This window comes from Streptomyces sp. NPDC059668 (assembly GCF_042734135.1).
Lineage (GTDB): Bacteria > Actinomycetota > Actinomycetes > Streptomycetales > Streptomycetaceae > Streptomyces.
Genome location: NZ_JBHWEL010000062.1, coordinates 20,686 through 45,823, shown reverse-complemented (window position 1 = coordinate 45,823; position 25,138 = coordinate 20,686). Strand labels below are relative to the sequence as shown.

General features: G+C 71.8%; 24 protein-coding genes. 16 read left to right on the top strand and 8 right to left on the bottom strand.

Annotated features, from left to right (window positions below):
• Positions 1-26 precede the first annotated feature (26 nt).
• The 8 genes from ACFV2J_RS32500 to ACFV2J_RS32465 all read left to right on the top strand — a co-directional run bounded on the left by ACFV2J_RS32500 (position 27) and on the right by ACFV2J_RS32465 (position 7,817).
• On the top strand, positions 27-824 hold the full coding sequence (locus ACFV2J_RS32500; RefSeq protein WP_385086893.1) for an acetoacetate decarboxylase family protein: 798 nt from the start codon (positions 27-29) through the stop codon (positions 822-824).
• Entirely contained in the window at positions 824-1,708 is an 885-nt protein-coding gene (locus tag ACFV2J_RS32495; protein ID WP_385086896.1) for an SDR family NAD(P)-dependent oxidoreductase, read from the top strand. The genes ACFV2J_RS32500 and ACFV2J_RS32495 overlap by 1 nt, the downstream gene beginning before the upstream one ends.
• An 11-nt stretch (positions 1,709-1,719) precedes the next feature.
• Positions 1,720-3,003 carry an amidohydrolase family protein gene (locus ACFV2J_RS32490; protein ID WP_385086899.1) on the top strand — a complete coding sequence of 428 codons (1,284 nt, stop codon included), beginning with the start codon at positions 1,720-1,722 and terminating at the stop codon, positions 3,001-3,003.
• Positions 3,000-4,265: an amidohydrolase family protein gene (locus ACFV2J_RS32485; RefSeq protein ID WP_385086901.1), complete on the top strand. Its 1,266-nt coding sequence runs from the start codon at positions 3,000-3,002 to the stop codon at positions 4,263-4,265. Before ACFV2J_RS32490 ends, ACFV2J_RS32485 begins: the two co-directional genes overlap by 4 nt.
• A 24-nt stretch (positions 4,266-4,289) precedes the next feature.
• Positions 4,290-5,000, top strand: a complete 711-nt coding sequence (locus ACFV2J_RS32480; RefSeq protein WP_385086904.1) for a VIT family protein — start codon at positions 4,290-4,292, stop codon at positions 4,998-5,000.
• A gap of 169 nt (positions 5,001-5,169) precedes the next feature.
• The gene (locus ACFV2J_RS32475; RefSeq protein ID WP_385086907.1) at positions 5,170-6,042 is read left to right on the top strand and encodes a sterol desaturase family protein; all 873 of its coding nucleotides are present in this window, start codon (positions 5,170-5,172) and stop codon (positions 6,040-6,042) included.
• Positions 6,039-6,725, top strand: a complete 687-nt coding sequence (locus ACFV2J_RS32470; RefSeq protein WP_385441971.1) for a lysoplasmalogenase — start codon at positions 6,039-6,041, stop codon at positions 6,723-6,725. The genes ACFV2J_RS32475 and ACFV2J_RS32470 overlap by 4 nt, the downstream gene beginning before the upstream one ends.
• A gap of 42 nt (positions 6,726-6,767) precedes the next feature.
• Positions 6,768-7,817 (top strand): zinc-dependent alcohol dehydrogenase family protein, encoded by a 1,050-nt coding sequence (locus ACFV2J_RS32465; protein WP_385086910.1) that lies wholly within the window; start codon positions 6,768-6,770, stop codon positions 7,815-7,817.
• Between the two features lie 214 nt (positions 7,818-8,031).
• Here the strand turns inward: ACFV2J_RS32465 and ACFV2J_RS32460 are convergent, their stop codons facing one another.
• Both ACFV2J_RS32460 and ACFV2J_RS32455 read right to left on the bottom strand, forming a co-directional pair.
• Positions 8,032-9,429 (bottom strand): CoA transferase, encoded by a 1,398-nt coding sequence (locus ACFV2J_RS32460; protein WP_385441990.1) that lies wholly within the window; start codon positions 9,427-9,429, stop codon positions 8,032-8,034.
• 263 nt (positions 9,430-9,692) lie between these two features.
• Positions 9,693-11,219, bottom strand: coding sequence for a S8 family serine peptidase (locus ACFV2J_RS32455; protein WP_385083006.1), 1,527 nt, complete (start codon positions 11,217-11,219; stop codon positions 9,693-9,695).
• A 367-nt stretch (positions 11,220-11,586) separates the two neighbouring features.
• Here ACFV2J_RS32455 and ACFV2J_RS32450 point away from each other — a divergent pair, with 367 nt between their 5' ends.
• The 3 genes from ACFV2J_RS32450 (at position 11,587) to moaA (ending at position 14,697) form a co-directional block, all read left to right on the top strand.
• Positions 11,587-11,943, top strand: coding sequence for a DUF485 domain-containing protein (locus ACFV2J_RS32450; RefSeq protein ID WP_153291340.1), 357 nt, complete (start codon positions 11,587-11,589; stop codon positions 11,941-11,943).
• Positions 11,940-13,562 carry a cation acetate symporter gene (locus tag ACFV2J_RS32445; RefSeq protein WP_153291341.1) on the top strand — a complete coding sequence of 541 codons (1,623 nt, stop codon included), beginning with the start codon at positions 11,940-11,942 and terminating at the stop codon, positions 13,560-13,562. Before ACFV2J_RS32450 ends, ACFV2J_RS32445 begins: the two co-directional genes overlap by 4 nt.
• 145 nt (positions 13,563-13,707) lie before the next feature.
• Positions 13,708-14,697 carry a GTP 3',8-cyclase MoaA gene (gene moaA, locus ACFV2J_RS32440; protein ID WP_385083005.1) on the top strand — a complete coding sequence of 330 codons (990 nt, stop codon included), beginning with the start codon at positions 13,708-13,710 and terminating at the stop codon, positions 14,695-14,697.
• Between the two features lie 31 nt (positions 14,698-14,728).
• On the opposite strand, the gene ACFV2J_RS32435 is transcribed toward moaA, so the two are convergent.
• Both ACFV2J_RS32435 and ACFV2J_RS32430 read right to left on the bottom strand, forming a co-directional pair.
• Positions 14,729-14,971 carry a hypothetical protein gene (locus tag ACFV2J_RS32435; RefSeq protein WP_385083004.1) on the bottom strand — a complete coding sequence of 81 codons (243 nt, stop codon included), beginning with the start codon at positions 14,969-14,971 and terminating at the stop codon, positions 14,729-14,731.
• Between the two features lie 346 nt (positions 14,972-15,317).
• On the bottom strand, positions 15,318-15,728 hold the full coding sequence (locus ACFV2J_RS32430) for a DUF3099 domain-containing protein (protein WP_385083003.1): 411 nt from the start codon (positions 15,726-15,728) through the stop codon (positions 15,318-15,320).
• Positions 15,729-15,968: 240 nt separating this feature from the next.
• Between ACFV2J_RS32430 and ACFV2J_RS32425 the strand changes: the two genes are divergently transcribed.
• Positions 15,969-16,244, top strand: coding sequence for a GlsB/YeaQ/YmgE family stress response membrane protein (locus ACFV2J_RS32425; RefSeq protein WP_385083001.1), 276 nt, complete (start codon positions 15,969-15,971; stop codon positions 16,242-16,244).
• 78 nt (positions 16,245-16,322) lie between these two features.
• On the opposite strand, the gene tyrS is transcribed toward ACFV2J_RS32425, so the two are convergent.
• The 3 genes from tyrS to ACFV2J_RS32410 are packed head-to-tail and all read right to left on the bottom strand — an operon-like array spanning position 16,323 to position 20,559.
• Complete coding sequence (gene tyrS / locus ACFV2J_RS32420; protein ID WP_385083000.1) at positions 16,323-17,591, bottom strand: tyrosine--tRNA ligase; 1,269 nt, start codon at positions 17,589-17,591, stop codon at positions 16,323-16,325.
• A 44-nt stretch (positions 17,592-17,635) separates the two neighbouring features.
• Positions 17,636-19,039 (bottom strand): metallopeptidase TldD-related protein, encoded by a 1,404-nt coding sequence (locus ACFV2J_RS32415; RefSeq protein ID WP_385082998.1) that lies wholly within the window; start codon positions 19,037-19,039, stop codon positions 17,636-17,638.
• A complete protein-coding gene (locus ACFV2J_RS32410) occupies positions 19,036-20,559 on the bottom strand; it encodes a TldD/PmbA family protein (RefSeq protein WP_385082997.1) in 1,524 nt (507 codons plus the stop codon). The genes ACFV2J_RS32415 and ACFV2J_RS32410 overlap by 4 nt, the downstream gene beginning before the upstream one ends.
• 251 nt (positions 20,560-20,810) lie before the next feature.
• On the opposite strand from ACFV2J_RS32410, the gene fabG reads away from it, so the two are divergent.
• From fabG to ACFV2J_RS32395, 3 genes are all read left to right on the top strand, one after another.
• Complete coding sequence (gene fabG, locus ACFV2J_RS32405; protein WP_385082996.1) at positions 20,811-21,530, top strand: 3-oxoacyl-[acyl-carrier-protein] reductase; 720 nt, start codon at positions 20,811-20,813, stop codon at positions 21,528-21,530.
• 5 nt (positions 21,531-21,535) lie between these two features.
• Positions 21,536-22,303, top strand: coding sequence for an enoyl-ACP reductase FabI (gene fabI, locus ACFV2J_RS32400; RefSeq protein ID WP_385082994.1), 768 nt, complete (start codon positions 21,536-21,538; stop codon positions 22,301-22,303).
• Between the two features lie 212 nt (positions 22,304-22,515).
• A complete protein-coding gene (locus ACFV2J_RS32395; protein WP_385083009.1) occupies positions 22,516-22,869 on the top strand; it encodes a hypothetical protein in 354 nt (117 codons plus the stop codon).
• Here the strand turns inward: ACFV2J_RS32395 and ACFV2J_RS32390 are convergent.
• Positions 22,844-23,536 (bottom strand): FadR/GntR family transcriptional regulator, encoded by a 693-nt coding sequence (locus ACFV2J_RS32390; RefSeq protein ID WP_385082992.1) that lies wholly within the window; start codon positions 23,534-23,536, stop codon positions 22,844-22,846. The genes ACFV2J_RS32395 and ACFV2J_RS32390 overlap by 26 nt on opposite strands.
• Before the next feature lie 114 nt (positions 23,537-23,650).
• Between ACFV2J_RS32390 and ACFV2J_RS32385 the strand changes: the two genes are divergently transcribed.
• Complete coding sequence (locus ACFV2J_RS32385; protein WP_385441960.1) at positions 23,651-24,970, top strand: CynX/NimT family MFS transporter; 1,320 nt, start codon at positions 23,651-23,653, stop codon at positions 24,968-24,970.
• Positions 24,971-25,138 lie beyond the last annotated feature (168 nt).

Here is a 25,138-nt window from a genome sequence, read left to right as displayed (position 1 = left end):
GGCCCATCAGAGAAGGGCGGTACGACATGGCACGAGTGAGGTACGGCGCGCGGAGCGAGGCGGAGATGGCCGCCGCGCGCGCCGCGGGCGGCGGGCTCCCCGACATCTGGTCCACCGGTGTGGTGGCCGTCTGGGAGAGCGATCCGGACGCGGTCGCGGCGGTCCTGCCGCCCCCGCTCAAACCCACCGCGCGGCCTTTGGTGCGGGTGAACATCAGCAAGGTCGACCTGCCCGGATACCCGTTGGGCGCGGGCTCGTTCGCCGTCGCCGCGGCGCACGACGGGGTCGAGGGCTGGTATCCGCTGGTGATGCCCATGACCCACGAACGCGCCCTGACCGGCGGCCGCGAGGTCTTCGGCGAGCCCAAGAAGCTCGGCGCGGTGACCGTCGAGCGGGAAGGGCTCGTGGTGCGCGCCGCGCTCGCCCGGCACGGTATCGCCTTCGTCGAGGTGCGCGGCGCGGTGAGCGGGGACCTGCCGCTGCCCGAGCCCGCTCGGAAGACCGACTTCTACTTCAAGTTCCTGCCCTCGGTGGACGGTTCCGGCTTCGACGCCGACCCCGTCCTCGTGCACTGCGTCCGCGAGGAGAAGGTGCGCCGGCTGGAGCGCGTCACCGGTGACGTCGTCCTGCGCGAGTCGATGTACGACCCGGTGGCCGACCTCCCGGTCCGTGAACTCGTCGGGATCACCCTCGGCGAGAAGACCACCGACCAGCGGGGCAGGGTCGTCGAGCGCGTCGACCCGTCGGCCCTGCTGCCCTACGTCCACCAGCGCTACGACGATCCGCGGCAGCTCCTCGACGGGCCGCCCGAGGGGAGCGTCTGATGCGGCTCGGGGCGGGACAGGTCGCCGTCGTCACCGGCGCCGCGAGCGGCATCGGGCTGGCCATGGCGCGGCGGTTCGCGGCCGACGGTCTGAAGGTGGTCCTCGCGGACGTGGAGGAGGCCGCCCTGGAGAAGGCCGCGAGCGCGCTGCGTCAGGACGGGGCGGACGTGCACGCGCGCGTGGTCGACGTCGGGGAGCGCGCGGACGTCGTCGCACTCGCCGAGGACGTCTACGGGAGGTACGGCGCCGTACACGTCCTGTGCAACAACGCCGGGGTCGGCTCCGGCGCCGAGGGCCGTATGTGGGAGCACGACCCGAACGACTGGAAGTGGGCCTTCGCCGTCAACGTCTGGGGCGTCTTCCACGGCATCCAGGCGTTCGTGCCGAGGATGATCGCCGGGGGAGAGCCGGGGCACGTCGTCAACACCTCGTCCGGTGACGGCGGGATCGCCCCGCTGCCCACGGCCTCCGTCTACGCCGTCACCAAGGCCGCCGTCGTGACGATGACCGAGTCCCTCTACGCGCATCTGAAGGCGGAGCACGCGCGCGTGGGGGCGTCCGTGCTCTTCCCCGGGCCGCACATGCTCCGGACCGGGCTGTGGGAGTCGTACCGCAACCGGCCGTCGCGGTACGCGAAGCAGCGCCCGCGCAGGACCCCGTACCGCAGCCTCGACCAGTGGGAGGCGGCGATGCGGGAGGCGGGCCGGGAGGTGCGGTTCACGCCGGTCGAGGACGTCGCCGACCTGGTGGCGGAGGGCATCGGCGCGGACCGCTTCTGGCTGCTTCCGGAGAGCGAGCACAGCGACCGGCAGATCCGCGCGCGCTCGCAGTCGATGCTCGACCGCGCGGACCCCTCGTACCTCGAACACTTCGTCCTGGACTGAGGAGGCGGGCGATGACCGACCGGGAACCGTATCTGATCATCTCCTCCGACTGCCATGCCGGGCTCCCCACCGAGGAGTACCGGCCCTATCTCGACTCCCGTTTCCACCGGGACTTCGACGAGTTCCTCGCGGGCCGGGACCGGCGCCGCGAGGAGATGACACGGCTCGGCATCCGCAACGAGGCGTTCGCGGACCAGTGGTTCCGGGACAACGAGGAGGGCCTGCGCGGCGGCTGGGACACCGGACAGCGCCTGAAGGAGCTGGACGGCGACGGGGTGGCCGGGGAGGTGGTCTTCCCGGACGCCGACGCCGTGGACAGCCGGACGGCCGCCCCCTTCGGCGTGGGCCTCGGCCTCTCCGGCGACCAGGACCCGGCGCTCGGCATGGCGGGCGCGCAGGCGCACAACTGCTGGCTCGCGGAGTTCGTGGGCGAGAACCCCGAACGGCACCGCGGGGTCGCGCTGCTGCCCGTCACGGCGGAGACCGACCGGGTCGTCGCGGAGGTGTACCGCGCCAAGGAGTCGGGGCTCGGCGCCCTGATGATCCCCGCCATGTGGGTCGACAAGGAGCCTTACCACGACCGCCGTTACGACCCCGTGTGGGCTGCGGCCGCCGAGTGCGGACTCCCGGTGGTCACGCACTCCGGTGCGGCGCCGCGCCACGAGTACGGCGACCACCTCGGCATCTACGTCAGCGAGGTGACCTGGTGGCCGGCGCGTCCGCTGTGGTTCCTGCTCTGGTCGGGGGTCTTCGAGCGGCACCCGGGCCTCAGGTTCGGCGTCGCGGAGTCGGGCTGCTGGTGGCTGCCGAACCTCCTCTGGTTCATGGACCGCCTCTACCTCGGCGCGCACGGCGGCAAGAAGCTGTCGCCGTTCGCGGAGCTGAAGCGGCCCCCGCACGAGTACCTGGACCGGCAGGTGTTCGTCTGCGCCACCAACACCAAGCGCCGCGAACTCGCCCAGCGCTACGAGATCGGCGTCGACAACATCCTGTGGGGCAGCGACTTCCCGCATCCCGAGGGCACCTGGCCCGACACGCGCGCGTGGCTGTCGAGAACGTTCCACGACATCCCGGTGGCGGAGACCCGCCGCATGCTCGGTCTCGCGGCCGCCGAGGTATTCGGCTTCGACACGGAGAAACTGGCCCCGCTCGCCCGGCGCATCGGCCCGACCCCGGCCGACCTCGGCCAGTCCGAGGACCAGGCGGCCGTGACGGCGTCCTGGGCACGCTCGCGCGAGGTGGGCCGCCACTGGCTCACGGACCACGACTTCCCCGTACTGGGGGCCACCCCATGACCCCACCGGCCCCCGGCACTCCCGCGGCGTCCCCGGACGACGACCGGTACACGGTGATCTCGGCCGACTGTCACGCGGGCGCCGATCTCCTCGACTACCGGCCCTACCTGGCGAAGGAGCACCACGAGGCGTTCGACGCGTGGGCGGCCACGTACGTCAACCCGTACCAGGACCTCCTCGCCGACACCGCGGACCGGAACTGGAACTCCGAACGGCGCCTCGCGGAACTGGAGCGGGACGGGATCGTCGCCGAGGTCGTCTTCCCGAACACCATCCCGCCCTTCTTCCCGTCCGCGTCCCTGACGGCACCGGCGCCGACGGGACAGGAGTTCGCACAGCGGTGGGCCGGGCTGCGCGCCCACAACCGCTGGCTGGCCGACTTCTGCGCGGCCGCGCCGGGGCGCAGGGCGGGCGTGTTCCAGATCCTCCTGAACGACGTCGACGAGGCCGTGCGGGAGATCCGCTGGGCGGTCGGCGCGGGCCTCGGAGGCGGTCTCCTGCTGCCCGGCACGCCCCCGGGGTCGGGCCTGCCCGAGCTGTACTCGACGGCGTACGACCCGATCTGGGCGGTCTGCGCCGAGCTGGGCGTGCCCGTGAACCACCACGCGGGTTCCGCGTCGCCGCCGCTGGGCGACGAGCCCGCCGCACGGGCGGTCTTCATGGTGGAGACGACATGGTTCTCGCACCGGGCGCTGTGGCACCTGGTGTTCGGCGGCGCGTTCCGCAGGCACCCCGGACTGAGACTGGTGCTGACCGAGCAGGGTTCGGGCTGGATCCCCGGGGTGCTCGACATGCTGGACTACTACCACGGGCGACTGGTCGCCGCCGGGACGAAGGCGTCCACCGCCGAGGCCAAGTTCGGCGCCGGGCTCGGGGCCTCGATGGGCGAGCGGCCCTCCCGGGTCTGGCGCGAGAACTGCTGGGTCGGCGCGAGCTTCATGCGCCCGCACGAGGTGCCGCTGCGCGACCGCATCGGCCTCGACAAGATCATGTGGGGCAGCGACTACCCGCACGACGAGGGCACCCACCCCTACTCGCGCGAGGGGCTGCGGATCGCCTACGCGGGCGTGCCGCGGGAGGAGGTCGCGGCCATGGTCGGCGGCAACGCGGCCCGGGTGTACGGCTTCGACCTGGAGCGTCTCGCCCCGCTCGCGGCCAAGGCGGGACCGACCGTGGCGGAACTCGCCGAGCCGCTCGGCGAACCGCCCGCCGACGCGACGAGCCCGGTGTTCGCGAAGGGAGGGTCGGTGCGCGTGTGGTGAGGCACGGGGTGCGATCCTCGCCGTGTGACCGAAGCGACGCACGACGAGGCCCACAAAGGAGCCCTCGGATCGCGGTTGAACTGGCTGCGGGCCGGGGTCCTGGGCGCCAACGACGGGATCGTCTCCACCGCGGGTCTCGTCGTCGGTGTCGCGGGCGCCACGGACGACCGCAACGCACTGCTGACGGCGGGGCTCGCGGGCCTGCTGGCCGGCTCGATGTCGATGGCGGCGGGCGAGTACGTCTCGGTCTCCACCCAGCTGGACTCCGAGAAGGCCGCGCTGGCGACGGAGCGACGCGAACTCCGTGAGCAGCCCGAGGCCGAACTCGACGAGCTGACCGAACTCCTGGAGCAGCGCGGCCTGTCGCGTGAGGTGGCCCGTGAGGCGGCACAGCAGCTCACCGAACGGGACGCGCTCAGGGCCCACGCGCGCGTGGAGCTCGGCATCGACCCCGACGATCTCACCAACCCGTGGCACGCGGCCTGGGCCAGCTTCCTGTCCTTCACGGTGGGCGCCCTGCTGCCGCTGCTGGCGATCGTCCTGCCGCCGAGCGGCCTGCGTCTGCCCGTCACCGTGGTCTCCGTCCTCGCCTCCCTGTTCGTCACCGGCTGGGTGAGCGCCCGCCTGGGCTCGGCGGACCCGCGCCACGCGGTCCTGCGGAACGTGGCGGGCGGGGCGCTGGCGATGGGGGTCACGTATCTGGCGGGAGTGCTGCTGGGGGCGACCGGGACATGAGCGGCCGTGGCGGTGGACGACCGGTGAAGGCGCGCCGCGTGTCACGCCCACATCGGCCGGCGCGGGCCGCTCATTGGCGGAGATCACCAAGAAGCAAGCGCGTACCGCCGGTAATACTTGTCGGTAACAACGTCTAGCCGCGGCCGATCCGCCGTCCTACGGTGCATCCATGCCGAACCTGCCCGATGTCGTGCTGTGGTCGATACCCGCCTTCGTGCTGCTCACCGTGATCGAGATGGTGAGTGTCAGGATCCATCCGGACGAGGAGGACGCGGGGTACGAGGCGAAGGACGCCGCCACCAGCGTCGGCATGGGTCTGGGCAGCCTCGTCTTCGACTTCCTGTGGAAGATCCCGATCGTCGCGCTCTACACGGCGATCTACGAACTGACGCCGCTGCGGGTACCCGTGCTGTGGTGGACCGTCCCGCTGATGCTGCTGGGGCAGGACTTCTTCTACTACTGGTCGCACCGCGGACACCACGTCATCCGCGTCCTGTGGGCCTGCCACGTCGTCCACCACTCCAGCCGGAAGTTCAACCTCACCACCGCGCTGCGCCAGCCCTGGACCAGCTGGACCGTCTGGCCCTTCTACGTACCGCTGATCGCCCTCGGCGTGCACCCGGCGGCGCTCGCGTTCTGCTCGTCCGCGAACCTCGTCTACCAGTTCTGGATCCACACCGAGCGGATCGACCGGATGCCCCGCTGGTTCGAGTTCGTCCTCAACACGCCGTCGCACCACCGGGTGCACCACGCCTCCCAGGGCGGCTATCTGGACCGGAACTTCGGCGGGATCCTCATCGTGTGGGACCGGCTCTTCGGGTCCTTCGTCGCGGAGACCGAGCGGCCCGTCTACGGCCTCACCAAGAACATCGCCACCTACAACCCGCTGCGCGTGGCCACCCACGAGTACGCCGCCATCGCCAGGGACCTGAGGGCGGCGACGAGCTGGCGCGAGCGCGCGGGACGGGTCTTCCGCGGCCCCGGCTGGCAGCCGGCCCCGACGGCCGCCGAGCGGGAGCCGGTCACGGAGCCCGCCGCGTGAACCCACGGCACGCGCGCGTGCTGCTCGTCGCCTTCGGCGCGGCGGCCCTCGTGGACCTCGTCTCGCTGGCCGCCGGGTTCACACCGGGGCACCTCGTCGCCAAGCCCCTCCTGATGCCGCTGCTCGCCGCCCACACGGTCGCCCGGGGCGGACCGCGGCTCCTGGTCGCCGCGGTGCTCTGCGGCTGGGGCGGCGACGTCCTGCTGCTGTCCGACGCCGACCCGGCCTTCCTGGTGGGGATGGCCTCCTTCGCGGCCGGACACGTCTGCTATCTCGTGCTCTTCCGGAGGGCCGCCCCGCTCCGGCCGGCCACCCGGGCGCGGGGGGCGCTGCTCGCCGCCTACGCCGTCGCCCTGGCCGCCACGGTCACCCTGCTCTGGCCCGGCCTGCCCGCCGGCCTGCGCGGCCCCGTCGCGGGCTACAGCCTGCTCCTGACCGCGATGGCGTACGGGGCCACCGGCCTCGGACCCCTCGCAGCCGCCGGCGGGGCGCTCTTCATGGTCTCGGACACGCTCATCGCCACCGGGGTCGCCGACTGGCCACAGCTCCCGAGACCGGATTTCTGGATCATGTCGACCTACATCGCCGCCCAGTTCTTGCTGGTCAGCGGGGTACTGGACACCCTCGGGGTGAGAATCGCGCCGAGGGCGGCGTACGGTGAGATGCGCTCAACCACCCCCTGAGCGCATCTCACCCCAGCCGATCAGCCGAGAAGGATCCTCGTCATGCGCGCCACCACCATCCACGCCCCTTTCGACATGCGCGTGGAGGACGTGCCCGAGCCCGTGGTGCAGCTGCCGACCGACGCGGTCGTCAGGGTGCTGCGGTCCTGCATCTGCGGCAGCGACCTGTGGGCCTACCGCGGTGAGGCGGCGCGCAAGCCCGGGCAGCGGATCGGGCACGAGTTCCTCGGCATCGTCGAGGAGACCGGCTCCGACGTGACCGGTGTGCGGCGGGGCGACCTCGTCGTCGCGCCCTTCATGTGGTCCGACGGCGTCTGCGACTACTGCCGCGAGGGGCTCACCACCTCGTGCGAGCACGGCGGCTTCTGGGGCGCCGTGGGCTACGACGGCGGACAGGGCGAGGCCGTGCGGGTCCCCTTCGCCGACGGCACCCTCGTCCAGCTGCCCAAGGAGGCGGCCTCCGACGACCGTCTGCTGTCGGCGCTGCTGACGCTGTCCGACGTCATGGGCACCGGCCACCACGCGGCCCTCGGCGCGGGGGCCCGCAAGGGCGCCACCGTCGCGGTCGTCGGGGACGGCGCCGTGGGTCTGTGCGCCGTTCTGGCCGCCAAGCGGCTCGGCGCCGAGCGGATCATCGCGCTCGGCCGCCACGAGGCGCGTACGGACATCGCGCGCCGTTTCGGCGCCACGGACGTCGTCGCCGAGCGCGGCGAGGCGGCCGTCGAGGCGGTGCGCGAACTGACCCGGGGGCAGGGCGCGCACGCCGTCGTGGAGGCGGTCGGCACCGAGCAGTCCATGCGGACGGCCGTGAACATCACCCGCGACGGCGGCGCCATCGGCTTCGTCGGGGTGCCGCACGGCAGTGGAACGGGCCTCGACCTGGGCGTCATGTTCGACCGGAACATCGCGCTGCGCGGCGGTGTCGCACCGGTGCGCGCGTACATCCCGGAGCTGCTGGCCGACGTCCTCGACGGCACCATCGACCCCTCGCCCGTCTTCGACCGGACCGTCGATCTGGAGGGCGTGCCCGAGGGCTACAAGGCGATGGACGAGCGCAACGCCCTCAAGGTGATCGTCACCAACGGCTGCTGACGGTCCGACAGATCGCGACCCGTCAGCTCACGTTCCCCTGAGGGGCGTTGGCCCGGCGCCCGGTCCACGGATCCTTGTGGCTGTGGCTGTGGCTGTGGCTGTGGCCGTGGCTGTGGCCGTGGTCTGGTCGTAGCCGCGCGAGCAAGGTAGGGACGGCATCCGGCCCGGTGTGCACCGCACGCCGGGCACACCGTCACCCGGACCGGCCCGCGGCTCAGGCCCACCGGGCCGCATCCGTCCCCCAAGGCCCCGGTGGCCGCGCCCAGTCGGCCGGACCGCCGGTGAAGGAGACGGGCGTCCGCGCGTACGTGAGCCGGCCCAGGTCGCTGTCGGTCCCGGTGAGCCAGGGACCCGGGTCGTACGAGGCCTCCGAGCGCTCCTCGGCCGGGCGCGGGAGCCCGTCGACCAGCCACGCGGCCGTCCGGGCGAGCGCCAGCCGGACGAGCCGCGTCCCGCCCTCCCGGGACCGCTCGGTGAGCGACCGGAGCACCGCGGCGGCCAGCAGATACCCCGTGCCGTGGTCGAGGGCCTGCGCGGGCAGCGCACCCGGCCGCCCGGCGGACCCCTCGATCGCCGCGATCCCGGTGGCGACCTGCACCAGACTGTCGAACCCCCGCCGCCCGGACCACGGCCCGTACCGGCCCCACGCCGACAACTGCGCCACCACCAGGCCGGGCCGCCGCACCGCCAGCGCCTCCGGTGCGAGGGCGAAGCGGTCGAGGGCGCCGGGCCGGTACCCGGTGACCACGACGTCGGCCCCGGCGAGCAGGTCCTCGAAGGTACGGCGGTCCGCGCGCACGCCGAGGTCGAGCCTCGTGGAGCGTTTCCCGAAGCCCGTGTCGGCGTGCGCGTCGGGGTCCTCGGGCAGCCAGGGTGTGTCCACGCGCAGGACGTCGGCGCCCAGCAGGGCGAGCGTGCGGGTGGCGACCGGGCCCGCGATGACCCGGGTGAGGTCCAGCACGCGCACGCCGGCCGCCGGTCGCAGCGGATCACCGGAGAGCCGCGCCGGCGCGGACGGCGCGGACGGGTCCGCCTCCGCGACGGACTCCCGGCTCAGCAGGGGCCGGCGCGCGACGGCCGCCCCCTGCTCGTGCGCCGCCCACTCCGCGGCCGTACGCAGGGCGACGGCCAGGCCCCCCGCCGCGTACACGGTGTCCTCCACCTCCGCGGCGGAACGCTCGGCGAGGCAGGCTGCGACCGTCTCCACGGAAGCGTCCGCGTCCAGTCCCAACGCCTCCAGCAGCCGCGCCCGGTGGTGGGGATAGTTGGCGTGCGTGCGCACCCAGCCGTCGGCGGTCCGCCAGAACCGGGACAGCGGCGCGAAGTTCACCGGGGCCCGTCCGTCGACGAGCAGATGCCGCTCGCTGACGAACGCGGTGGCGACGGCCCCGTCGTCGACCCGCACCCCGGGAACGTCCCCGCCGGTGCGGACGGCGGTCAGCTCGGCGGCGGCGAGCGCGCACGCCCCCACGCACGCCCGCGCCAACTCCGCCACGGGCAGCCGGGACGTGAGCGTTCCCGCCCGGGTGACCGTCGAAAGCCGGGACAGCAGCGCGGGGTCCCCGCCCAGCGCGGCCCACACGAACTCCGTACCAGCAGCCGACCGCGTCATACGGGCAGTGTGCCAGGTGGGCGACGCGTGCCCGGCGACGAGATTGCCGTTCCCGTCGCCGTCGCCGTCGCCGTCGCCGTCGCCGTCACCTTCGGCTCCGGTGAGGCCCAGGCCCTTGGCGCGGGCCGCTGCCGGCCGGTGCCACGGCCGCCCCCGGCGGGCGGCCATGGCACCGGTGGTGCGTGTGAGGGTCCGTCACCGCGCCCCTGTCATCGCGGTGTTCGCCCCGTCGGTGGACGTACGGGAGGCCCCGCGGTCCCGGGTTACCTGACCGCCCGCAGCGCGTTGACGATCCCGGCCCCGTAGAACCCGTTCACGTGCTTGTTGCCGACACAGGTGGCGTCGACGACGCCGTCACCGTTCCCGTCGTACGGGGCGGTCGGGCAACCGGGGTTGTCCGCCTCGGCCTTCAGGAGCCGCTGGAGCGTGGCGGGGCCGGCCCAGGGGTACTTGGACTTCAGCAGCGCGGCCACGCCCGCGACGTGCGGTGTCGCCATCGAGGTGCCCTGAAGGAAGCCGTACTTGTTGTTCGGCAGGGTGGACAGGATGCGGCCGTCCTTCGACGGGGTGTCCGGGATCTGGAACCTGTCACCGCCGGGCGCCGCGACGTCGATGACGCCCTTGCCGTAACTGGAGAAGTACGACTTGGCCCCGGTGACACCGGTCGAGCTCACGGTGACGACACCCGGCAGCTGGGTCGGCACGTCGAAGCACTTGTGCGGGTCGACGGTGCGGGGGACGGGCGTCGAGTCGTCGGGGCTGGACGCGTCGGAGAGCGCGTCCGCGTCGAGGTCGTCGTTGGAGTTGCCCGCCGCGGCGACGTTGAGCGTGCCCTTCCGCTGGGCGTACAGCTGGGCCCGGTCGACCGCGTCGACGATCGCCCGCTGGTCGGGGTCGTCCATGCAGTTGTAGAGCCACGGGTCCACGTAGTAGCTGTTGTTGGTGATCTCCACGCCGTGGTCGGCGGCGAACACGAAGGCGCAGACGACGCTCTCCGGGTAGAACAGCTGGGTGGAGTCCGGCTCGGCGACCGTGATGCCCGAGACCTTCACGCCCGGGGCGACGCCCGCGACGCCGACGCCGTTGCGGGCGGCGGCTATCTCACCCGCGACATGCGTGCCGTGATAGTGGTCGGCGTCCACCGGACGCCAGGCGCCGTAGGTGGTGTCCGGCTTGCCGCCCACACAGTTCGCGGACTGGGAGGCGGAGAAGTTCGGTGCGATGTCCGGGTGGGTGTCGTCGACACCCACGTCGATCACGGCCACCGTCACCTTCCTGCTGCCCGGGTCGGTCTTCGCCGCCTTGTCCGCGCCTATCGCACGCAGGTCCCACTGGTCGGCCTCCAGGGGCTCCTGGGCGGCCGTGGCGCTCCGGGACACCTTGGCGGCCTCCGCGGCCGACAGCACCTTCGCCGCGCCCTCGTCCGTCGTCCCCGCCGGAGCCAGCGGCGCCGTCCGTGTCGCACCCGCCGACTGCACCCCGCGCACGGCGCGGATCCGCGGGCCGAAGTCCGGGTCGGCGGAGTGGACGACGATCACGCCGATCTGCTCGTAGGCGATGACGACACTGCCGCCGGCCGCGGCGATCGCCTTCTTCACCGACGCGATCGTGCGGTGGTCCGTCCTGGTGTTGACCACGTACGCCAAATTGGGGCCGTCCGCGCGGGTGGCGGCGGACGCGGTGAGTGGTGCGGCCGACGCGGCGCCCGGCAGGAAGCCGAGCGAGGCGGTGAGCGACAGGACGACCGGTACCGCGAGGGCGAGCCGGCGTCTGGATCGCAGATGAGCCATGGGGTCTCCACATCATCCGGAACGAAAGCCGCCCGAACACGTAGGGCGCTCGGGCAGGTACATGACGAGTGGTGCAGGCCGAAGCTATCCCCCGTCCGAGCTGGCCAGCAACGTTTTCCGGAGATGACTTCCGAAAGAACTCGGGGGAGTTGAACCGGTCCACGCGTGGCGCCGTGACCTTGGACGGGAGCGCGAGCCCGCTCGGGCTCCCGGCGGATCACCCCCGACGCACAACCACCCCGCCCGGTCAACGTGATCCGTGCCACTGTGAGGTTCACACAACGTCCGTGCCCGACCCGTCCCGGTCCGCGAGTCCCAACTCGCCCCGCCCACCGTCACATCCGCACCCGCAACGCGAGGAGACTCCGTGGCTACCGACGCACCGCCCCCCTCGAAGGCCGATCCCGGGCTGCCCTCGACCGAGGAGTTCGCGGAGGTGCAGCAGAGCGCCGAGTTCGCCGAACTGCGCCGCTCGCACCGCTCCTTCGCCTTCCCCCTGACCGTCGGCTTCATCGCCTGGTACCTGCTGTACGTCCTGCTCTCCAACTACGCGGGCGACTTCATGGGCACCAAGGTGGCCGGCAACGTCAACGTCGCCCTGGTCCTCGGGCTCGCCCAGTTCCTCACCACGTTCCTCATCGCCTGGTGGTACTCGCGGCACGCCGCCGCGCAGCTCGACCCCAAGGCCGAGGCGATCAAGTCACGGATGGAGGGCGGCGCATGAGCTCCGTACCGACCCTGCTCGCAGCCGGCGAGGCGAGCCAGCACCGGCCACTGATCATCACCCTGTTCTCGGTGTTCGTCGCCGCCACCCTCGTCATCACCGTGTGGGCCGGCCGCCAGACCAAGGACGCCGCCGACTTCTACGCGGGCGGCCGCCAGTTCACCGGATTCCAGAACGGACTGGCCGTCTCCGGCGACTACATGTCCGCGGCCTCGTTCCTCGGCATCGCCGGCGCCATCGCACTCTTCGGCTACGACGGCTTCCTGTACTCCATCGGCTTCCTCGTCGCCTGGCTGGTGGCCCTTCTGCTGGTCGCCGAACCGCTGCGCAACTCCGGCCGCTACACCATGGGCGACGTCCTGGCCTACCGCATGCGCCAGCGCCCGGTACGGACGGCCGCCGGCACCTCCACGATCGTCGTGTCGATCTTCTACCTGCTGGCCCAGATGGCCGGCGCCGGCGTCCTGGTCTCGCTGCTCCTCGGCATCACCAGCGACGGCGGCAAGGTCGCCATCGTCGCCCTCGTCGGCGTCCTGATGATCGTGTACGTGACCATCGGCGGCATGAAGGGCACCACCTGGGTGCAGATGGTCAAGGCCGTCCTGCTGATCATCGGCGCGCTGCTGCTCACCTTCCTGGTCCTGCTGAAGTTCAACTTCAACATCTCCGACCTGCTCGGCAAGGCCGCCGACAACAGCGGCAAGGGCGCGCCCTTCCTGGAGCCCGGCCTGAAGTACGGCGCCACCTCCACGACCAAGCTGGACTTCCTCTCCCTCGGCATGGCCCTGGTCCTGGGCACCGCGGGCCTTCCGCACATCCTGATCCGCTTCTACACCGTGCCCACGGCGAAGACCGCGCGTAAGTCCGTGAACTGGGCGATCGGCCTCATCGGCGCGTTCTACCTGATGACCCTGGCCCTCGGCTTCGGCGCCGCCGCGCTGATCAAACCCGACGAGATCATCGCCTCCAACAAGGCGGGCAACACCGCCGCGCCCCTGCTGGCCCTGCACCTGGGAGGCGTCGACTCCGACTGGGGCGCCATCCTGCTCGCCTCCATCTCCGCCGTCGCCTTCGCCACGATCCTCGCGGTCGTCGCGGGCCTGACACTGGCCTCCTCCTCGTCGTTCGCGCACGACATCTACGCGAACGTCATCAAGAAGGGGAAGGCCGACGAGAAGGACGAGATCAGGGCGGCCCGGTACGCGACGGTCGGCATCGGCGCCGTGTCCATCCTCCTGGGCGCCCTCGCCCGCGACCTCAACGTCGCCGGCCTGGTCGCCCTCGCCTTCGCGGTCGCGGCGTCCGCCAACCTGCCGACGATCCTCTTCAGCCTCTTCTGGAAGCGGTTCACCACCCCGGGCGCCCTCTGGTCCATCTACGGCGGCCTGGTCACGGCGGTCGGCCTGGTGCTGTTCTCGCCCGTCGTCTCCGGCAAACCCACCTCGATGTTCCCGGACGTCGACTTCCACTGGTTCCCGCTGGAGAACCCCGGCATCATCTCGATCCCGGTCGGATTCCTGCTGGGCTGGCTGGGCACCCTGCTGTCCAAGGAGGAGCCCGACACCGGAAAGTACGCCGAGCTGGAGGTCCGCTCCCTGACCGGCACCGGAGCGCACTGACACCCCCCTCCGACGGCCGCGTCGTAGATCCCTACGACGCGGCCGCGTCGTACCTCGTGGGATCCGGCCGCTCTGGATGTCCGTCCTGTCACGTAGGCTCGATCGTGCCGGGTAAGGATGATCCGCATCGAGGGAGGGGGCCCACATGCTCATCGACACCTATGGCCGAGTAGCCACCGACCTGCGCGTCTCCCTGACGGACAAGTGCAATCTCAGGTGCACCTACTGCATGCCCGAAGAGGGCCTGCAATGGCTGTCCAAGCCCGATCTGCTCACGGACGACGAGATCGTCCGGCTCATCGGCATCGCCGTCACCCGTCTCGGCATCACCGAGGTCCGCTTCACCGGCGGTGAGCCGCTGCTGCGCCCCGGCCTGGTGGGCATCGTGGAGCGGGTCGCCGCGCTCACGCCCCGCCCGCGGATGTCCCTGACCACCAACGGCATCGGCCTCAAGCGCACCGCGGCCGCCCTGAAGGCGGCGGGACTGGACCGGGTGAACGTGTCACTGGACACGCTGCGCCCCGACGTCTTCAAGACACTCACCCGCCGGGACCGTCACCACGACGTCGTCGCGGGCCTCGAAGCCGCCCACGACGCGGGCCTGACCCCGGTCAAGGTCAACACGGTCCTGATGCCGGGCCTGAACGACGACGAGGCCCCGGACCTGCTCGCCTGGGCCGTCGCCCACGACTACGAGCTGCGTTTCATCGAGCAGATGCCCCTGGACGCCCAGCACGGCTGGAAGCGCGAGGGCATGGTCACCGCGGGCGACATCCTCGACTCGCTGCGTACGCGCTTCGAGCTCACCGAGGAAGGCACCGACGAGCGCGGTTCCGCCCCCGCCGAGCGCTGGCTCGTCGACGGCGGCCCGCACCGCGTGGGTGTGATCGCCTCCGTCACCCGCCCGTTCTGCGCGGCCTGCGACCGTACGCGTCTCACGGCCGACGGCCAGATACGCACGTGTCTGTTCGCCACCGAGGAGACCGACCTGCGCGCCGCGCTGCGCTCGGAGGCTCCCGACGAGGAGATCGCCCGCGCCTGGCGCCTGGCGATGTGGGGCAAGAAGGCGGGCTCGGGGCTGGACGATCCGTCGTTCCTCCAGCCGGAGCGCCCGATGTCGGCGATCGGCGGCTGAGCGGGCCCTTCCGAGGGGTCCCGGAGCGGGCTCAGGCGTCGGGCGCCACCCAGTCCGCCAGCGGGACCACGTCCTTCAGGAACCCCCGCACACCGAGGAACTGGGACAGGTGCTCACGGTGCTCGTCGCACGCGAGCCAGGTCTTGCGGCGCTCGGGTGTGTGCAGCTTCGGGTTGTTCCAGGCGAGCACCCACACCGCGTCGGCGCGGCAGGCCTTGGCGGAGCACTGCGGAGTGGAGGGAGCGGGCGACGCGTCGAAGAGCGGGAAGTTCACGCCTCAACCCTAGGCGGCCGCGGGACCCGCTTCGAACGAGCCCCGGAGGACCGCGCGGAGGGCCGGAAACGGATTCTCGACGGGCCGTCGACCACTCTTCTGGCGGGCCCCGGACCGTCCTTCGGGCTGGCCCCGATCCGGTCCTGGAACGGCTCCCAAAAGGCGACGCCGAGCAGCCACGGGGGGAGCTGCCCGGCGTCGGTCTGTCGCTCCGACGGGGGATGCGGAGCGCGTACGAAGTATGTCACGGGTAACCCGCTGCCCGGCACCGGAACAACATGATTGATCTGAGCTTTTCTTGAGCTTGGCGCGCGGACGGATTCCGTTTTCGGCGGATCGTCCGTGGTCAGGCGAGGGGTGATTCGGAGTCCTGCGCGCCGGCTCGGGCGGCCCCCGGCCGCGTCCCGGCGTCGGCGGCCACATCCTCCGGAACCGGCTTCGCGAAGGCGTCCGGCCGGGGCGGGGAGATCATCGCGGGGCCGGGAAGGGTGACGAAGGTGGAGGGGAGCGACGGCGCGTTCTCGCGGCCGGCGTTGGCGATGACCACGGCCACGTAGGGGAGCAGGATCCCGAGCACCAGCGCGACGATCGCGACGTGCCGCTCGACGTTCCAGAGGGTGGCGGCGAGGATCACGGAGACCGTGCGGACGGACATCGAGATGATGTAACGGCGCTGTCTGCCGCGGACGTCCTCGTCGAGCCCCTGCCTGGCCCCGGTGATCCGGAAGACCTGACCGCCGCTCTGCTTCCGCAGCATGTGCCACCACCTGCCTGTGTCGGACTCTCCCCGGCCCGTACCCGCCCGGAGCCGCTCAGGAGGCGAGCCCGAACAGGTTCCACGTTACGCCGCGCCTGCGCCGCCTTCGAGACCGGGGCGGGTCCGGCCCGAGGGGACCTCCTGCGCCGTACCGCGTATGGCGGAGCCCGACATGCGCCGTATGACGGCCGGACCGAGACTGGGCGTACTGCTCACGCGGAGCCGTACTAGGAGGCAGACATGGGCTGGTTGTGGGCGATCATCGTGGGCTTCGTGCTCGGCCTGCTGGCCAAGGCGATCCTTCCGGGCAAGCAGCACAGCCCGCTCTGGCTGACCACCATCTTCGGCATCATCGGCGCGATCGTCGGCAACGCCATCGCGGGCTGGCTCGGCATCGCGGAGACCCGGGGCATCGACTGGGGCCGGCACGCGCTGCAACTGGTGGCCGCCATCGTCATCGTCTTCCTGGGCGACATGGTCTACATGTCGCTGCGCGGCAGCAGGCAGCGGGCCTGAGGGCACGGAGATCTGACGGTACGACCGAGGGGGCGGCCCGTGACGGGGCCGCCCCCTCGGTCGTGCGTGCGCGCGTGCTCAGGCGCCCGTGACCTCCACCGCGGCCAGGTTCTTCTTGCCGCGGCGCAGCACCAGCCAGCGCCCGTGCAACAGGTCCTCCTGGGCGGGCACCGCGTCCTCGGCGGTGACCTTCGCGTTGTTCACGTAGGCACCGCCCTCCTTGACCGTGCGGCGCGCGGCGGACTTGCTGGCCACCAGGCCGACCTCCGCGAAGAGGTCCACCACGGGGCCGAGCTCGGCGACCTGGATGTGCGGGACCTCGGAGAGGGCCGCGGCCAGCGTCTTCGCGTCGAGCTCCGCCAGCTCGCCCTGGCCGAACAGGGCCCTGGACGCGGCGATCACGGCGTCCGTCTGGTCGGCGCCGTGCACCAGCGTGGTCAGCTCCTCCGCCAGCGCGCGCTGTGCCGCGCGGGCCTGCGGGCGCTCCTCGGTCTGGCGCTCCAGCTCCTCGATCTCCTCGTGGGACCGGAAGCTGAAGATCCGCAGGAACTTGGAGACGTCCCGGTCGTCCGCGTTCAGCCAGAACTGGTAGAACGCGTACGGCGTGGTCATCTCGGGATCCAGCCAGACCGTGCCGGACTCCGTCTTGCCGAACTTGGTGCCGTCCGCCTTGGTGATCAGCGGGGTGCCGAGCGCGTGCACCACGGCCTCCGGCTCGACCCGGTGGATCAGGTCCGTGCCCGAGGTGAGGTTGCCCCACTGGTCGCTGCCGCCGGTCTGCAGGGTGCAGCCGAACCGCCGGTACAGCTCCAGGAAGTCCATGCCCTGAAGGATCTGGTAGCTGAACTCCGTGTAGCTGATGCCCGCGTCGGAGTTGAGCCGCCGTGAGACGGCCTCCTTGGCGATCATCTTGTTGACCCGGAAGTGCTTGCCCATGTCGCGCAGGAACTCGATGGCCGACATGCCCTGGGTCCAGTCCAGGTTGTTGACCATCACCGCGGCGTTCGGGCCCTCGAAGTCCAGCAGCGGGGCGATCTGCGCGCGCAGCCGCCCCACCCACTCGGCGACGACCTCGGGCGAGTTCAGCGTGCGCTCGGAGTTCGGCTTCGGGTCACCGATCAGACCGGTGGCACCGCCCACCAGGCCCAGCGGGCGGTGGCCCGCCCGCTGGATCCGGCGCATCGTGAGGATCTGCACGAGGTTGCCGAGATGCAGGCTGGGCGCGGTCGGGTCGAAGCCGCAATAGAACGTGACGGGACCGTCCGCGAACGCCTTGCGCAATGCGTCCTCGTCCGTGGAGAGGGCGATCAGCCCCCGCCACTTCAGTTCGTCGACGATGTCCGTCACGGTTCTCGTATCTCCTTGAGTGGTCTCGTGAATCAGGTACGAGGTTATACGCCCCGGCTGACCGAACTCATGTTGAAGTCGGGCACCCGCAGCGCGGGCATCGCGGCACGGGTGAACCAGTCGCTCCATTCGCGCGGCAGGGTCTTCTCCGTACGCCCGGCCTCCGTCGCCCGGCCCAGCAGGTCCACCGGCGACTCGTTGAACCTGAAGTTGTTGACCTCGCCGACGACCTGGCCGTTCTCCACCAGGTAGACGCCGTCCCGGGTCAGGCCGGTCAGCAGCAGCGTCGCCGGGTCGACCTCGCGGATGTACCAGAGGCAGGTCAGCAGCAGACCCCGCTCGGTGGCGGCGACCATCTCCTCCAGGGAGCGGTCCTCGCCGCCGTCCAGGATCAGGTTCCCGATCGTCGGCGCGACGGGCAGCCCGGTCAGGCCCGCGCTGTGCCGGGTGGTGGAGAGACGGGCCAGCGTCCCCTCGTGCACCCAGTCCGTCGCGGACAGCGGGAGCCCGTTGTCGAACACGGACGCGTCGTCGCCGGAGGAGTGCGTGAGCACGAAGGGCGCGCACTCCAGTCCCGGCTCGTTCGGGTCGCTGCGCAGCGTCAGCGGCAGCTCGGTGAGCCTCTCGCCGACGCGGGTGCCGCCGCCCGGCTTGCTGAAGACCGTCCGGCCCTCGGCCGCGTCCCGGGCCGCCGCCGACCACATCTGGTAGATCAGCAGGTCCGCGACGGCGGTCGGCGGCAGCAGCGTCTCGTAGCGCCCCGCCGGCAGGTCGACGCGCCGCTCGGCCCAGCCCAGCCGGACGGCCAGCTCGGCGTCGAGCGCCGCCGGATCGACGTCCTTGAAGTCACGGGTGGAGCGCCCCGCCCACGCCGAGCGCGTACGGTCCGGCGACTTGGCGTTGAGCTCCAGCGTCCCGTTGGGCTGGTCGTGCCGCAGACGCAGCCCCGTCGACGTACCGATGTAGCTGGAGACCAGTTCGTGGTTGGCGAAGCCGTACAGCTCCCGCCCGCCCGCCCGCGCGCGTGCGAACGACTCGCCGAGCGCGGGCGCGAAGTCCGCGAAGACGGTGGAGGAGGTCTCGGCGGGCGCGTCCGTGAAGTCCGGCGACTCCGGTACGCCCGTGACCAGCGGCTGGGCGTCCTCGGCGGGACCCGCGCCGCGTGCCGCCGCCTCCGCGGCCCGCACCAGCGGCTCCAGCTCGTCGGCGGTCACCGCCGCGCGCGAGACGACCCCGGACGCCGTGCCCTCGCGGCCGTCGACGGTCGCGACGACGGTGAGCGTGCGCCCCCGGGTCACCCCGTTCGTGGTCAGCGCGTTGCCCGCCCAGCGCAGGTTCGCGGTCGAGTGCTCGTCGGCGATCACCACACAGCCGTCCGCGCGGGAGAGTCCGAGGGCACGCTCGACGACCTCGTGCGGCTTGTTCGCCTTGTTGGTGTGCGCGCTCATCGACCGGCCTCCTGCGTCGTGTTCAGAATGTTGACGCCCTTGAAGAGGGCGGACGGGCAGCCGTGCGAGACCGCCGCGACCTGGCCCGGCTGGGCCTTGCCGCAGTTGAAGGCACCGCCCAGGACGTACGTCTGCGGACCGCCCACCGCGGCCATGGACCCCCAGAAGTCGGTCGTCGTCGCCTGGTACGCGACATCGCGCAGCTGACCGGTGATCCGGCCGTTCTCGATCTTGAAGAACCGCTGCCCGGTGAACTGGAAGTTGTAGCGCTGCATGTCGATCGACCAGGACCGGTCGCCGACGACGTAGATGCCGCGGTCCACACCCCCGATCAGGTCCTCGGTGGAGAGCCCCGCGGGGTCCGGCCGCAGGGACACGTTGGCCATCCGCTGCACGGGCACGTGCCCGGGGGAGTCGGCGTAGGCGCATCCGTTCGAGCGCTCGAAGCCGGTCAGCCGGGCGATCCGCCGGTCGAGCTGGTAGCCGACGAGCGTGCCGTCCTTCACCAGGTCCCAGGACTGGCCCTCGACGCCCTCGTCGTCGTACCCGATGGTCGCGAGGCCGTGCTCGGCGGTGCGGTCACCGGTGACGTTCATCCGCTCGGAGCCGTACCTCAACTTGCCGAGCTGGTCGAAGGTGGCGAAGGAGGTGCCCGCGTACGCCGCCTCGTAGCCCAGCGCGCGGTCGAGCTCGGTGGCGTGGCCGATGGACTCGTGGATGGTCAGCCACAGGTTGGAGGGGTCGACCACGAGGTCGTACAGCCCCGACTCGACGCTCGGTGCCCGCATCTTCTCGGCGAGCAGCTCGGGGATCCGCTCCAGCTCGGAGTCCCAGTCCCAGCCGGTGCCCGTCAGGTACTCCCAGCCGCGCCCGGCCGGCGGCGCGATGGTGCGCATCGAGTCGAACTCGCCGCTCGACTCGTCGACGGCGACGGCGGTCAGCTGCGGGTGCAGCCGGACGCGCTGCTGCGTGGTGACGGTCCCCGCGGTGTCGGCGTAGAACTTGTTCTCGTGCACGGTCAGCAGCGAGGCGTCGACGTGGTTGACGCCGTCGGCCGCCAGCAGCCGGGCACTCCAGTCCGAGAGCAGCGCGGCCTTCTCCTCGGCGGGTACGGAGAAGGGGTCGATGTCGTACGACGAGATCCAGGTCTTCTCGGCGTGCACCGGTTCGCCGGCCAGCTCCACGCGTTCGTCGGAGCCCGCCGCCTTGATCACCTGGGCGGACAGCTTCGCCATCGCCACCGCCTGCGAGGCGACCTTCGCGGCCGCGTCCATCGTCAGATCCACACCCGACGCGAACCCCCAGGTCCCGCCGTGCACCACGCGCACCGCGTACCCCAGGTCCGTGGTGTCCGACGATCCCGCGGGCTTGGCGTCGCGCAGCCGCCAGGACGCGCTGCGCACCCGTTCGAACCGGAAGTCCGCGTGCTCGGCGCCCAGGGCACGGGCACGCGCGAGCGCGGCGTCGGCCAGGGCCCGCAGCGGCAGTGCCGTGAAGGCTTCGTCGATGGAATGAGGCACGGAGGTCTCCCTGCTGTCGTGGCCTGTCGGGTCCGATCATGTCGCGCGGGCGGGTCCGGCGGCCATGGCTTTGTCCCGGCCGAGGCCGGATCTTTCCGTCGTCCGGAGGCGGCTTTCTGTAGGGACCCGACAGCGAGCCCCCCGCGCCACTGTCGGGGACCGATTCTCCGGGAGGCGGACCGGACCGATAGGTTTTCGGGGAAGGCGCCTGTCATGCAGGGGTTTGAGACTGCTATCGAAAGGGTGATCCGTTGAGCCGCTCGGTTCTCGTCACCGGAGGCAACCGGGGCATCGGCCTCGCCATCGCCCGCGCGTTCGCCGATGCCGGCGACAAAGTCGCGATCACGTATCGCTCGGGTGAGCCGCCGGCCGCCCTCACCGCCCTGGGCTGCCTCGCCGTCAAGTGCGACATCACCGACACCGAGCAGGTGGAGCAGGCCTACAAGGAGATCGAGGCCGAGCACGGTCCGGTCGAGATCCTGGTCGCCAACGCCGGTGTCACCAAGGACCAGCTCCTGATGCGCATGTCCGAGGAGGACTTCACCTCCGTCCTCGACACGAACCTCACGGGCACCTTCCGGGTCGTCAAGCGCGCCAACCGCGGCATGCTCCGTGCCAAGAAGGGGCGCGTCGTCCTCATCTCGTCGGTCGTCGGGCTGCTGGGCTCCGCGGGTCAGTCGAACTACGCCGCGTCCAAGGCCGCCCTGGTCGGCTTCGCGCGTTCGCTCGCGCGGGAGCTCGGCTCGCGGAACATCACCTTCAACGTCGTCGCGCCCGGTTTCGTCGACACCGACATGACCAAGGTGCTCACCGACGAGCAGCGTGCGGGCATCGTCGCCCAGGTGCCGCTCGGCCGGTACGCGCGGCCCGAGGAGATCGCCGCGACGGTGCGGTTCCTCGCCTCGGACGACGCCTCGTACATCACTGGAGCCGTCATTCCGGTTGACGGCGGACTGGGAATGGGTCACTGATCACCATGAGTGGAATTCTCGAGGGCAAGCGCGTCCTGATCTCCGGTGTGCTGATGGAGTCCTCCATCGCCTTCCACGCCGCCAAGCAGGCCCAGGAGCAGGGCGCCGAGATCATCCTGACCGCTTTCCCGCGGCCCACGCTGACCGAGCGCATCGCCAAGAAGCTCCCCAAGCCCACCAAGGTCATCGAGCTGGACGTCACCAACGACGAGCACCTCGGGCGGCTGGCCGACATCGTGGGCGAGGAGCTGGGCGGCCTGGACGGCGTCGTCCACTCCATCGGCTTCGCGCCGCAGGACGCCCTCGGCGGCAACTTCCTCAACACGCCCTTCGAGTCGGTCGCCACCGCGATGCACGTCTCGGCGTTCTCCCTGAAGTCGCTGACCATGGCCTGCCTTCCGCTGATGCAGAACGGCGGCTCGGTCGTCGGCCTCACCTTCGACGCGTCCTTCGCCTGGCCGCAGTACGACTGGATGGGCCCGGCCAAGGCCGCCCTGGAGGCCACCAGCCGCTACCTCGCCCGCGACCTGGGCAAGCAGAACATCCGCTGCAACCTGATCTCCGCCGGCCCGCTCGGCTCGATGGCCGCCAAGTCCATCCCGGGCTTCGGCGAGCTGGCCGCCGTGTGGGACGACCGCTCCCCCCTGGAGTGGGACCTCAAGGACCCGGAGCCGGCCGGCAAGGGCGTCGTCGCCCTGCTGAGCGACTGGTTCCCGAAGACCACCGGCGAGATCATCCACGTCGACGGCGGTCTGCACGCGATCGGCGCGTGACGCTCGCACCGCCGTCCCCGTACGGAAATCGGCCGTCCCGCGCCTCGCACGAAGAGGACCGTCCCGTTCGGCCGTGACGCCCCGTTCCCCGCCTCGCGCGGGGAGCGGGGCGTCGCCCGTTCGGCCCAGCCGGCCGGGCGGCACGGGCGCCCCACCACGCACGATTGGAGTACGCACCGCCCCGCAGCCGTACGGCCGAGGAGGTCCCCCTTGTGCGCCTGTCCCGCCGTTTTGCCCCGGTGTTCGCCGCCGTCACCCTGATGGTCGCGTTGCCGTACGACGCGATGCCCGACGTGCGAGGGCGGCACGAGAGCACCGCCGTGCCCCAGCCGTTCGGGGCCGCGTGCCGCACGACGGTCGCCGGCTCCCACGCGGTCGCCTACTGTCACAACCCCTATCCGGGGACGGACCAGGTCAGTCTGCACATCGAGTGCGACCGCTGGTGGGACATCGACACCGACAGCGTCCCGGTCGAGGCGGGACCCGCGATGACGGTGCGGATGGAGGGCCGGTGCTGGAAGGAGGTCCGCTCGGTGTGGGTCAGCCACCGGAAGCGGGTCGCCTGAGCCACGGGCGGCACTGGAACGGGTAGCCCGCGGCCTCCTCCGCCGCCGCCTCCGCGTGACCCCCGCGGATCGCGTCGACCAGCCGTGCGTGGTCCATGTACGTCTCCGGCGTCAGTTCCTCGCCGACGTCGTCGCGCAGCCAGTCGCGCAGCACCTCGCCCAGGTCCGCGTACATCGCCGTCATGACGTCGTTGTGGGACGCGGCCACCACCGCCAGGTGGAAGGTCGCGTCGGCGGTCACGAAGGCCTCCGTGTCACCGGACTCCCAGGCGTCCTCGCGGCGGGCCAGCAGCGCGTCGAGCTGCTTGAGGTCGCGCTCGGTGCGCCGCTCGGCGGCCAGCTTCGCGGCGCTCGACTCCAGGGTGGAGCGCAGTTCGGCGATGTGCCGGGGATCGGCGTCGGCGAAGCGCCGGTGCATCACGCCCGCGAGTTCGCTGGTCGCCACGACATAGGTGCCCGAACCCTGACGGATGTCCAGCAGACCGTTGTGGGCGAGCGCGCGGACGGCCTCCCGGACCGTGTTGCGGGCGACGCCCAGCTGTTCGACGAGCTCCGGTTCGGTCGGGATGCGGGAGCCGACCGGCCACTCGCCGGAGGTGATCTGGTTCCGCAGCTCGGCGATGACCTGCTCGGACAGCGCCGAACGGCGGGGGTGGCTCAGCGGCATGGCGGTCCTTCGTACGTACGGGCCCGGGTGTCGTCGTCGCGCGGGGCCGGGGATTCCGGAGATTAACGCAGCGAGATTGGACAGCCAATCATCCCATGATTCTATGATGGCGCCATGGCCATCGAGGAATCCCGGACGACCACGCCCCCACCGATACGCGACGTCGCGGCTCAGGAGTCCAGCGGCGGGACGGCGTCCCCGCACGCGTCCCCGAGGGCGTGGACGACGCGCCTGGTGATCGTGGGCATCGTCCTCGCGGCCCTCAACCTGCGTCCCGCCATCACCAGCTTCGGCGCCCTCCTCGAAGAGGTGCGCGACGGACTCGGCATGAGCGGCAGCGTCGCCGGACTGCTCACCTCCGTGCCACCGCTCTGCTTCGCCGTCTTCGGCGTCATGGCGCCGCGGCTCGCCCGCCGCTTCGGGCCCGGCGCGGTCGTCTGCGCCGGGATGGCCGCCATCACGGCGGGGCTCGCGATCCGCCCGTACACCGGCAGCGCGGCCGGCTTCCTGGCCGCCAGCGCCCTCGCGCTCATGGGCATCGCCGTCAGCAACGTCCTCATGCCGGTGATCGTCAAGCGGTGGTTCCCGGACCGCGTCGGCTCCATGACCGGCCTCTACTCGATGGCGCTCGCCCTGGGCACCGCGGCGGCGGCCGCCCTGACCGTGCCCATGACCGACGCCCTGGGCGGCAGTTGGCGCTCGGGGCTCGCCGTGTGGGCGGGCCTCGCCGGGGTCGCCGTACTGCCGTGGATCGCGCTCGTGCGCACCCGGGACGCCGGCTCCCCGGGCGGTGGGCGCACGCCCGTCGCGGACGCCGCCCCCCACGAGCCCGAGGGGCTGCGCATCACCCGCAGCCGTACCGCCTGGGCCCTGGCCGTCTTCTTCGGGCTCCAGGCCACCGCCGCCTACATCACGATGGGCTGGATGCCGCAGATCTTCCGCGACGCGGGCGTCTCCGCGGGCACCGCGGGACTGCTCCTGGCCGTCACGATGGTGATGGGCGTGCCGCTGGCCTTCGTCATCCCCCGGCTGGCCACCCGGCTGCCCCACCAGGGGCCCATCGTGGCCGCGCTCGGCGTCTGCGGACTCGCCGGATACGCGGGTCTCTACGCCGCCCCGGCCGCCGGCGCCTGGGTCTGGGCCCTGCTGCTCGGCGTCTCCAACTGCGCCTTCCCGCTCGCCCTCACCATGGTCGGCATGCGGGCCCGCACCGGGGCGGGCGTCGCCCAGCTCTCGGCCTTCGCGCAGAGCACCGGATATCTGCTCTCGATCCCGGGCCCCCTGCTCGTGGGCGTGCTCTACCAGCACAGCGGCGGCTGGGGCCTGCCGATCGCGCTGATGGCCGCGCTGATGGTCCCGCAGATCGCGGTGGGTGTCCTGGCGGGCCGCGACCGCACCGTCGAGGACGAGGCCACCTCCGCGCTCCGCCTCTGAGGGCATGGGGCCCAGGCACCGTGTCCTCAGGGGACACGGGGCCCGGGCCTGAGGACATGGGGCCCCGGGACACCGGCAGAAGGAGGCCCGGGACACCGGCGGAAGGCAGGCCCGGGTGAGCGGCCCCGAGGCCCCCGGGTGCCCGTACGGGCGGTCCTGGGCGCCGCC

Excerpts from the sequence above, each read along its gene's own strand:
- moaA (WP_385083005.1), top strand. The coding sequence starts at position 13,708 with ATGCTCATCGACACCTATGGCCGAGTAGCCACCGACCTGCGCGTCTCC.
- ACFV2J_RS32495 (WP_385086896.1), top strand. The coding sequence starts at position 824 with ATGCGGCTCGGGGCGGGACAGGTCGCCGTCGTCACCGGCGCCGCGAGC.
- ACFV2J_RS32460 (WP_385441990.1), bottom strand. The coding sequence starts at position 9,429 with ATGACGCGGTCGGCTGCTGGTACGGAGTTCGTGTGGGCCGCGCTGGGC.
- ACFV2J_RS32490 (WP_385086899.1), top strand. The coding sequence starts at position 1,720 with ATGACCGACCGGGAACCGTATCTGATCATCTCCTCCGACTGCCATGCC.
- ACFV2J_RS32475 (WP_385086907.1), top strand. The coding sequence starts at position 5,170 with ATGCCGAACCTGCCCGATGTCGTGCTGTGGTCGATACCCGCCTTCGTG.
- ACFV2J_RS32415 (WP_385082998.1), bottom strand. The coding sequence starts at position 19,039 with ATGAGCGCGCACACCAACAAGGCGAACAAGCCGCACGAGGTCGTCGAG.
- ACFV2J_RS32500 (WP_385086893.1), top strand. The coding sequence starts at position 27 with ATGGCACGAGTGAGGTACGGCGCGCGGAGCGAGGCGGAGATGGCCGCC.
- ACFV2J_RS32485 (WP_385086901.1), top strand. The coding sequence starts at position 3,000 with ATGACCCCACCGGCCCCCGGCACTCCCGCGGCGTCCCCGGACGACGAC.
- ACFV2J_RS32455 (WP_385083006.1), bottom strand. The coding sequence starts at position 11,219 with ATGGCTCATCTGCGATCCAGACGCCGGCTCGCCCTCGCGGTACCGGTC.
- ACFV2J_RS32465 (WP_385086910.1), top strand. The coding sequence starts at position 6,768 with ATGCGCGCCACCACCATCCACGCCCCTTTCGACATGCGCGTGGAGGAC.
- fabI (WP_385082994.1), top strand. The coding sequence starts at position 21,536 with ATGAGTGGAATTCTCGAGGGCAAGCGCGTCCTGATCTCCGGTGTGCTG.
- ACFV2J_RS32425 (WP_385083001.1), top strand. The coding sequence starts at position 15,969 with ATGGGCTGGTTGTGGGCGATCATCGTGGGCTTCGTGCTCGGCCTGCTG.
- ACFV2J_RS32430 (WP_385083003.1), bottom strand. The coding sequence starts at position 15,728 with ATGCTGCGGAAGCAGAGCGGCGGTCAGGTCTTCCGGATCACCGGGGCC.
- ACFV2J_RS32445 (WP_153291341.1), top strand. The coding sequence starts at position 11,940 with ATGAGCTCCGTACCGACCCTGCTCGCAGCCGGCGAGGCGAGCCAGCAC.
- ACFV2J_RS32390 (WP_385082992.1), bottom strand. The coding sequence starts at position 23,536 with ATGCCGCTGAGCCACCCCCGCCGTTCGGCGCTGTCCGAGCAGGTCATC.
- ACFV2J_RS32385 (WP_385441960.1), top strand. The coding sequence starts at position 23,651 with ATGGCCATCGAGGAATCCCGGACGACCACGCCCCCACCGATACGCGAC.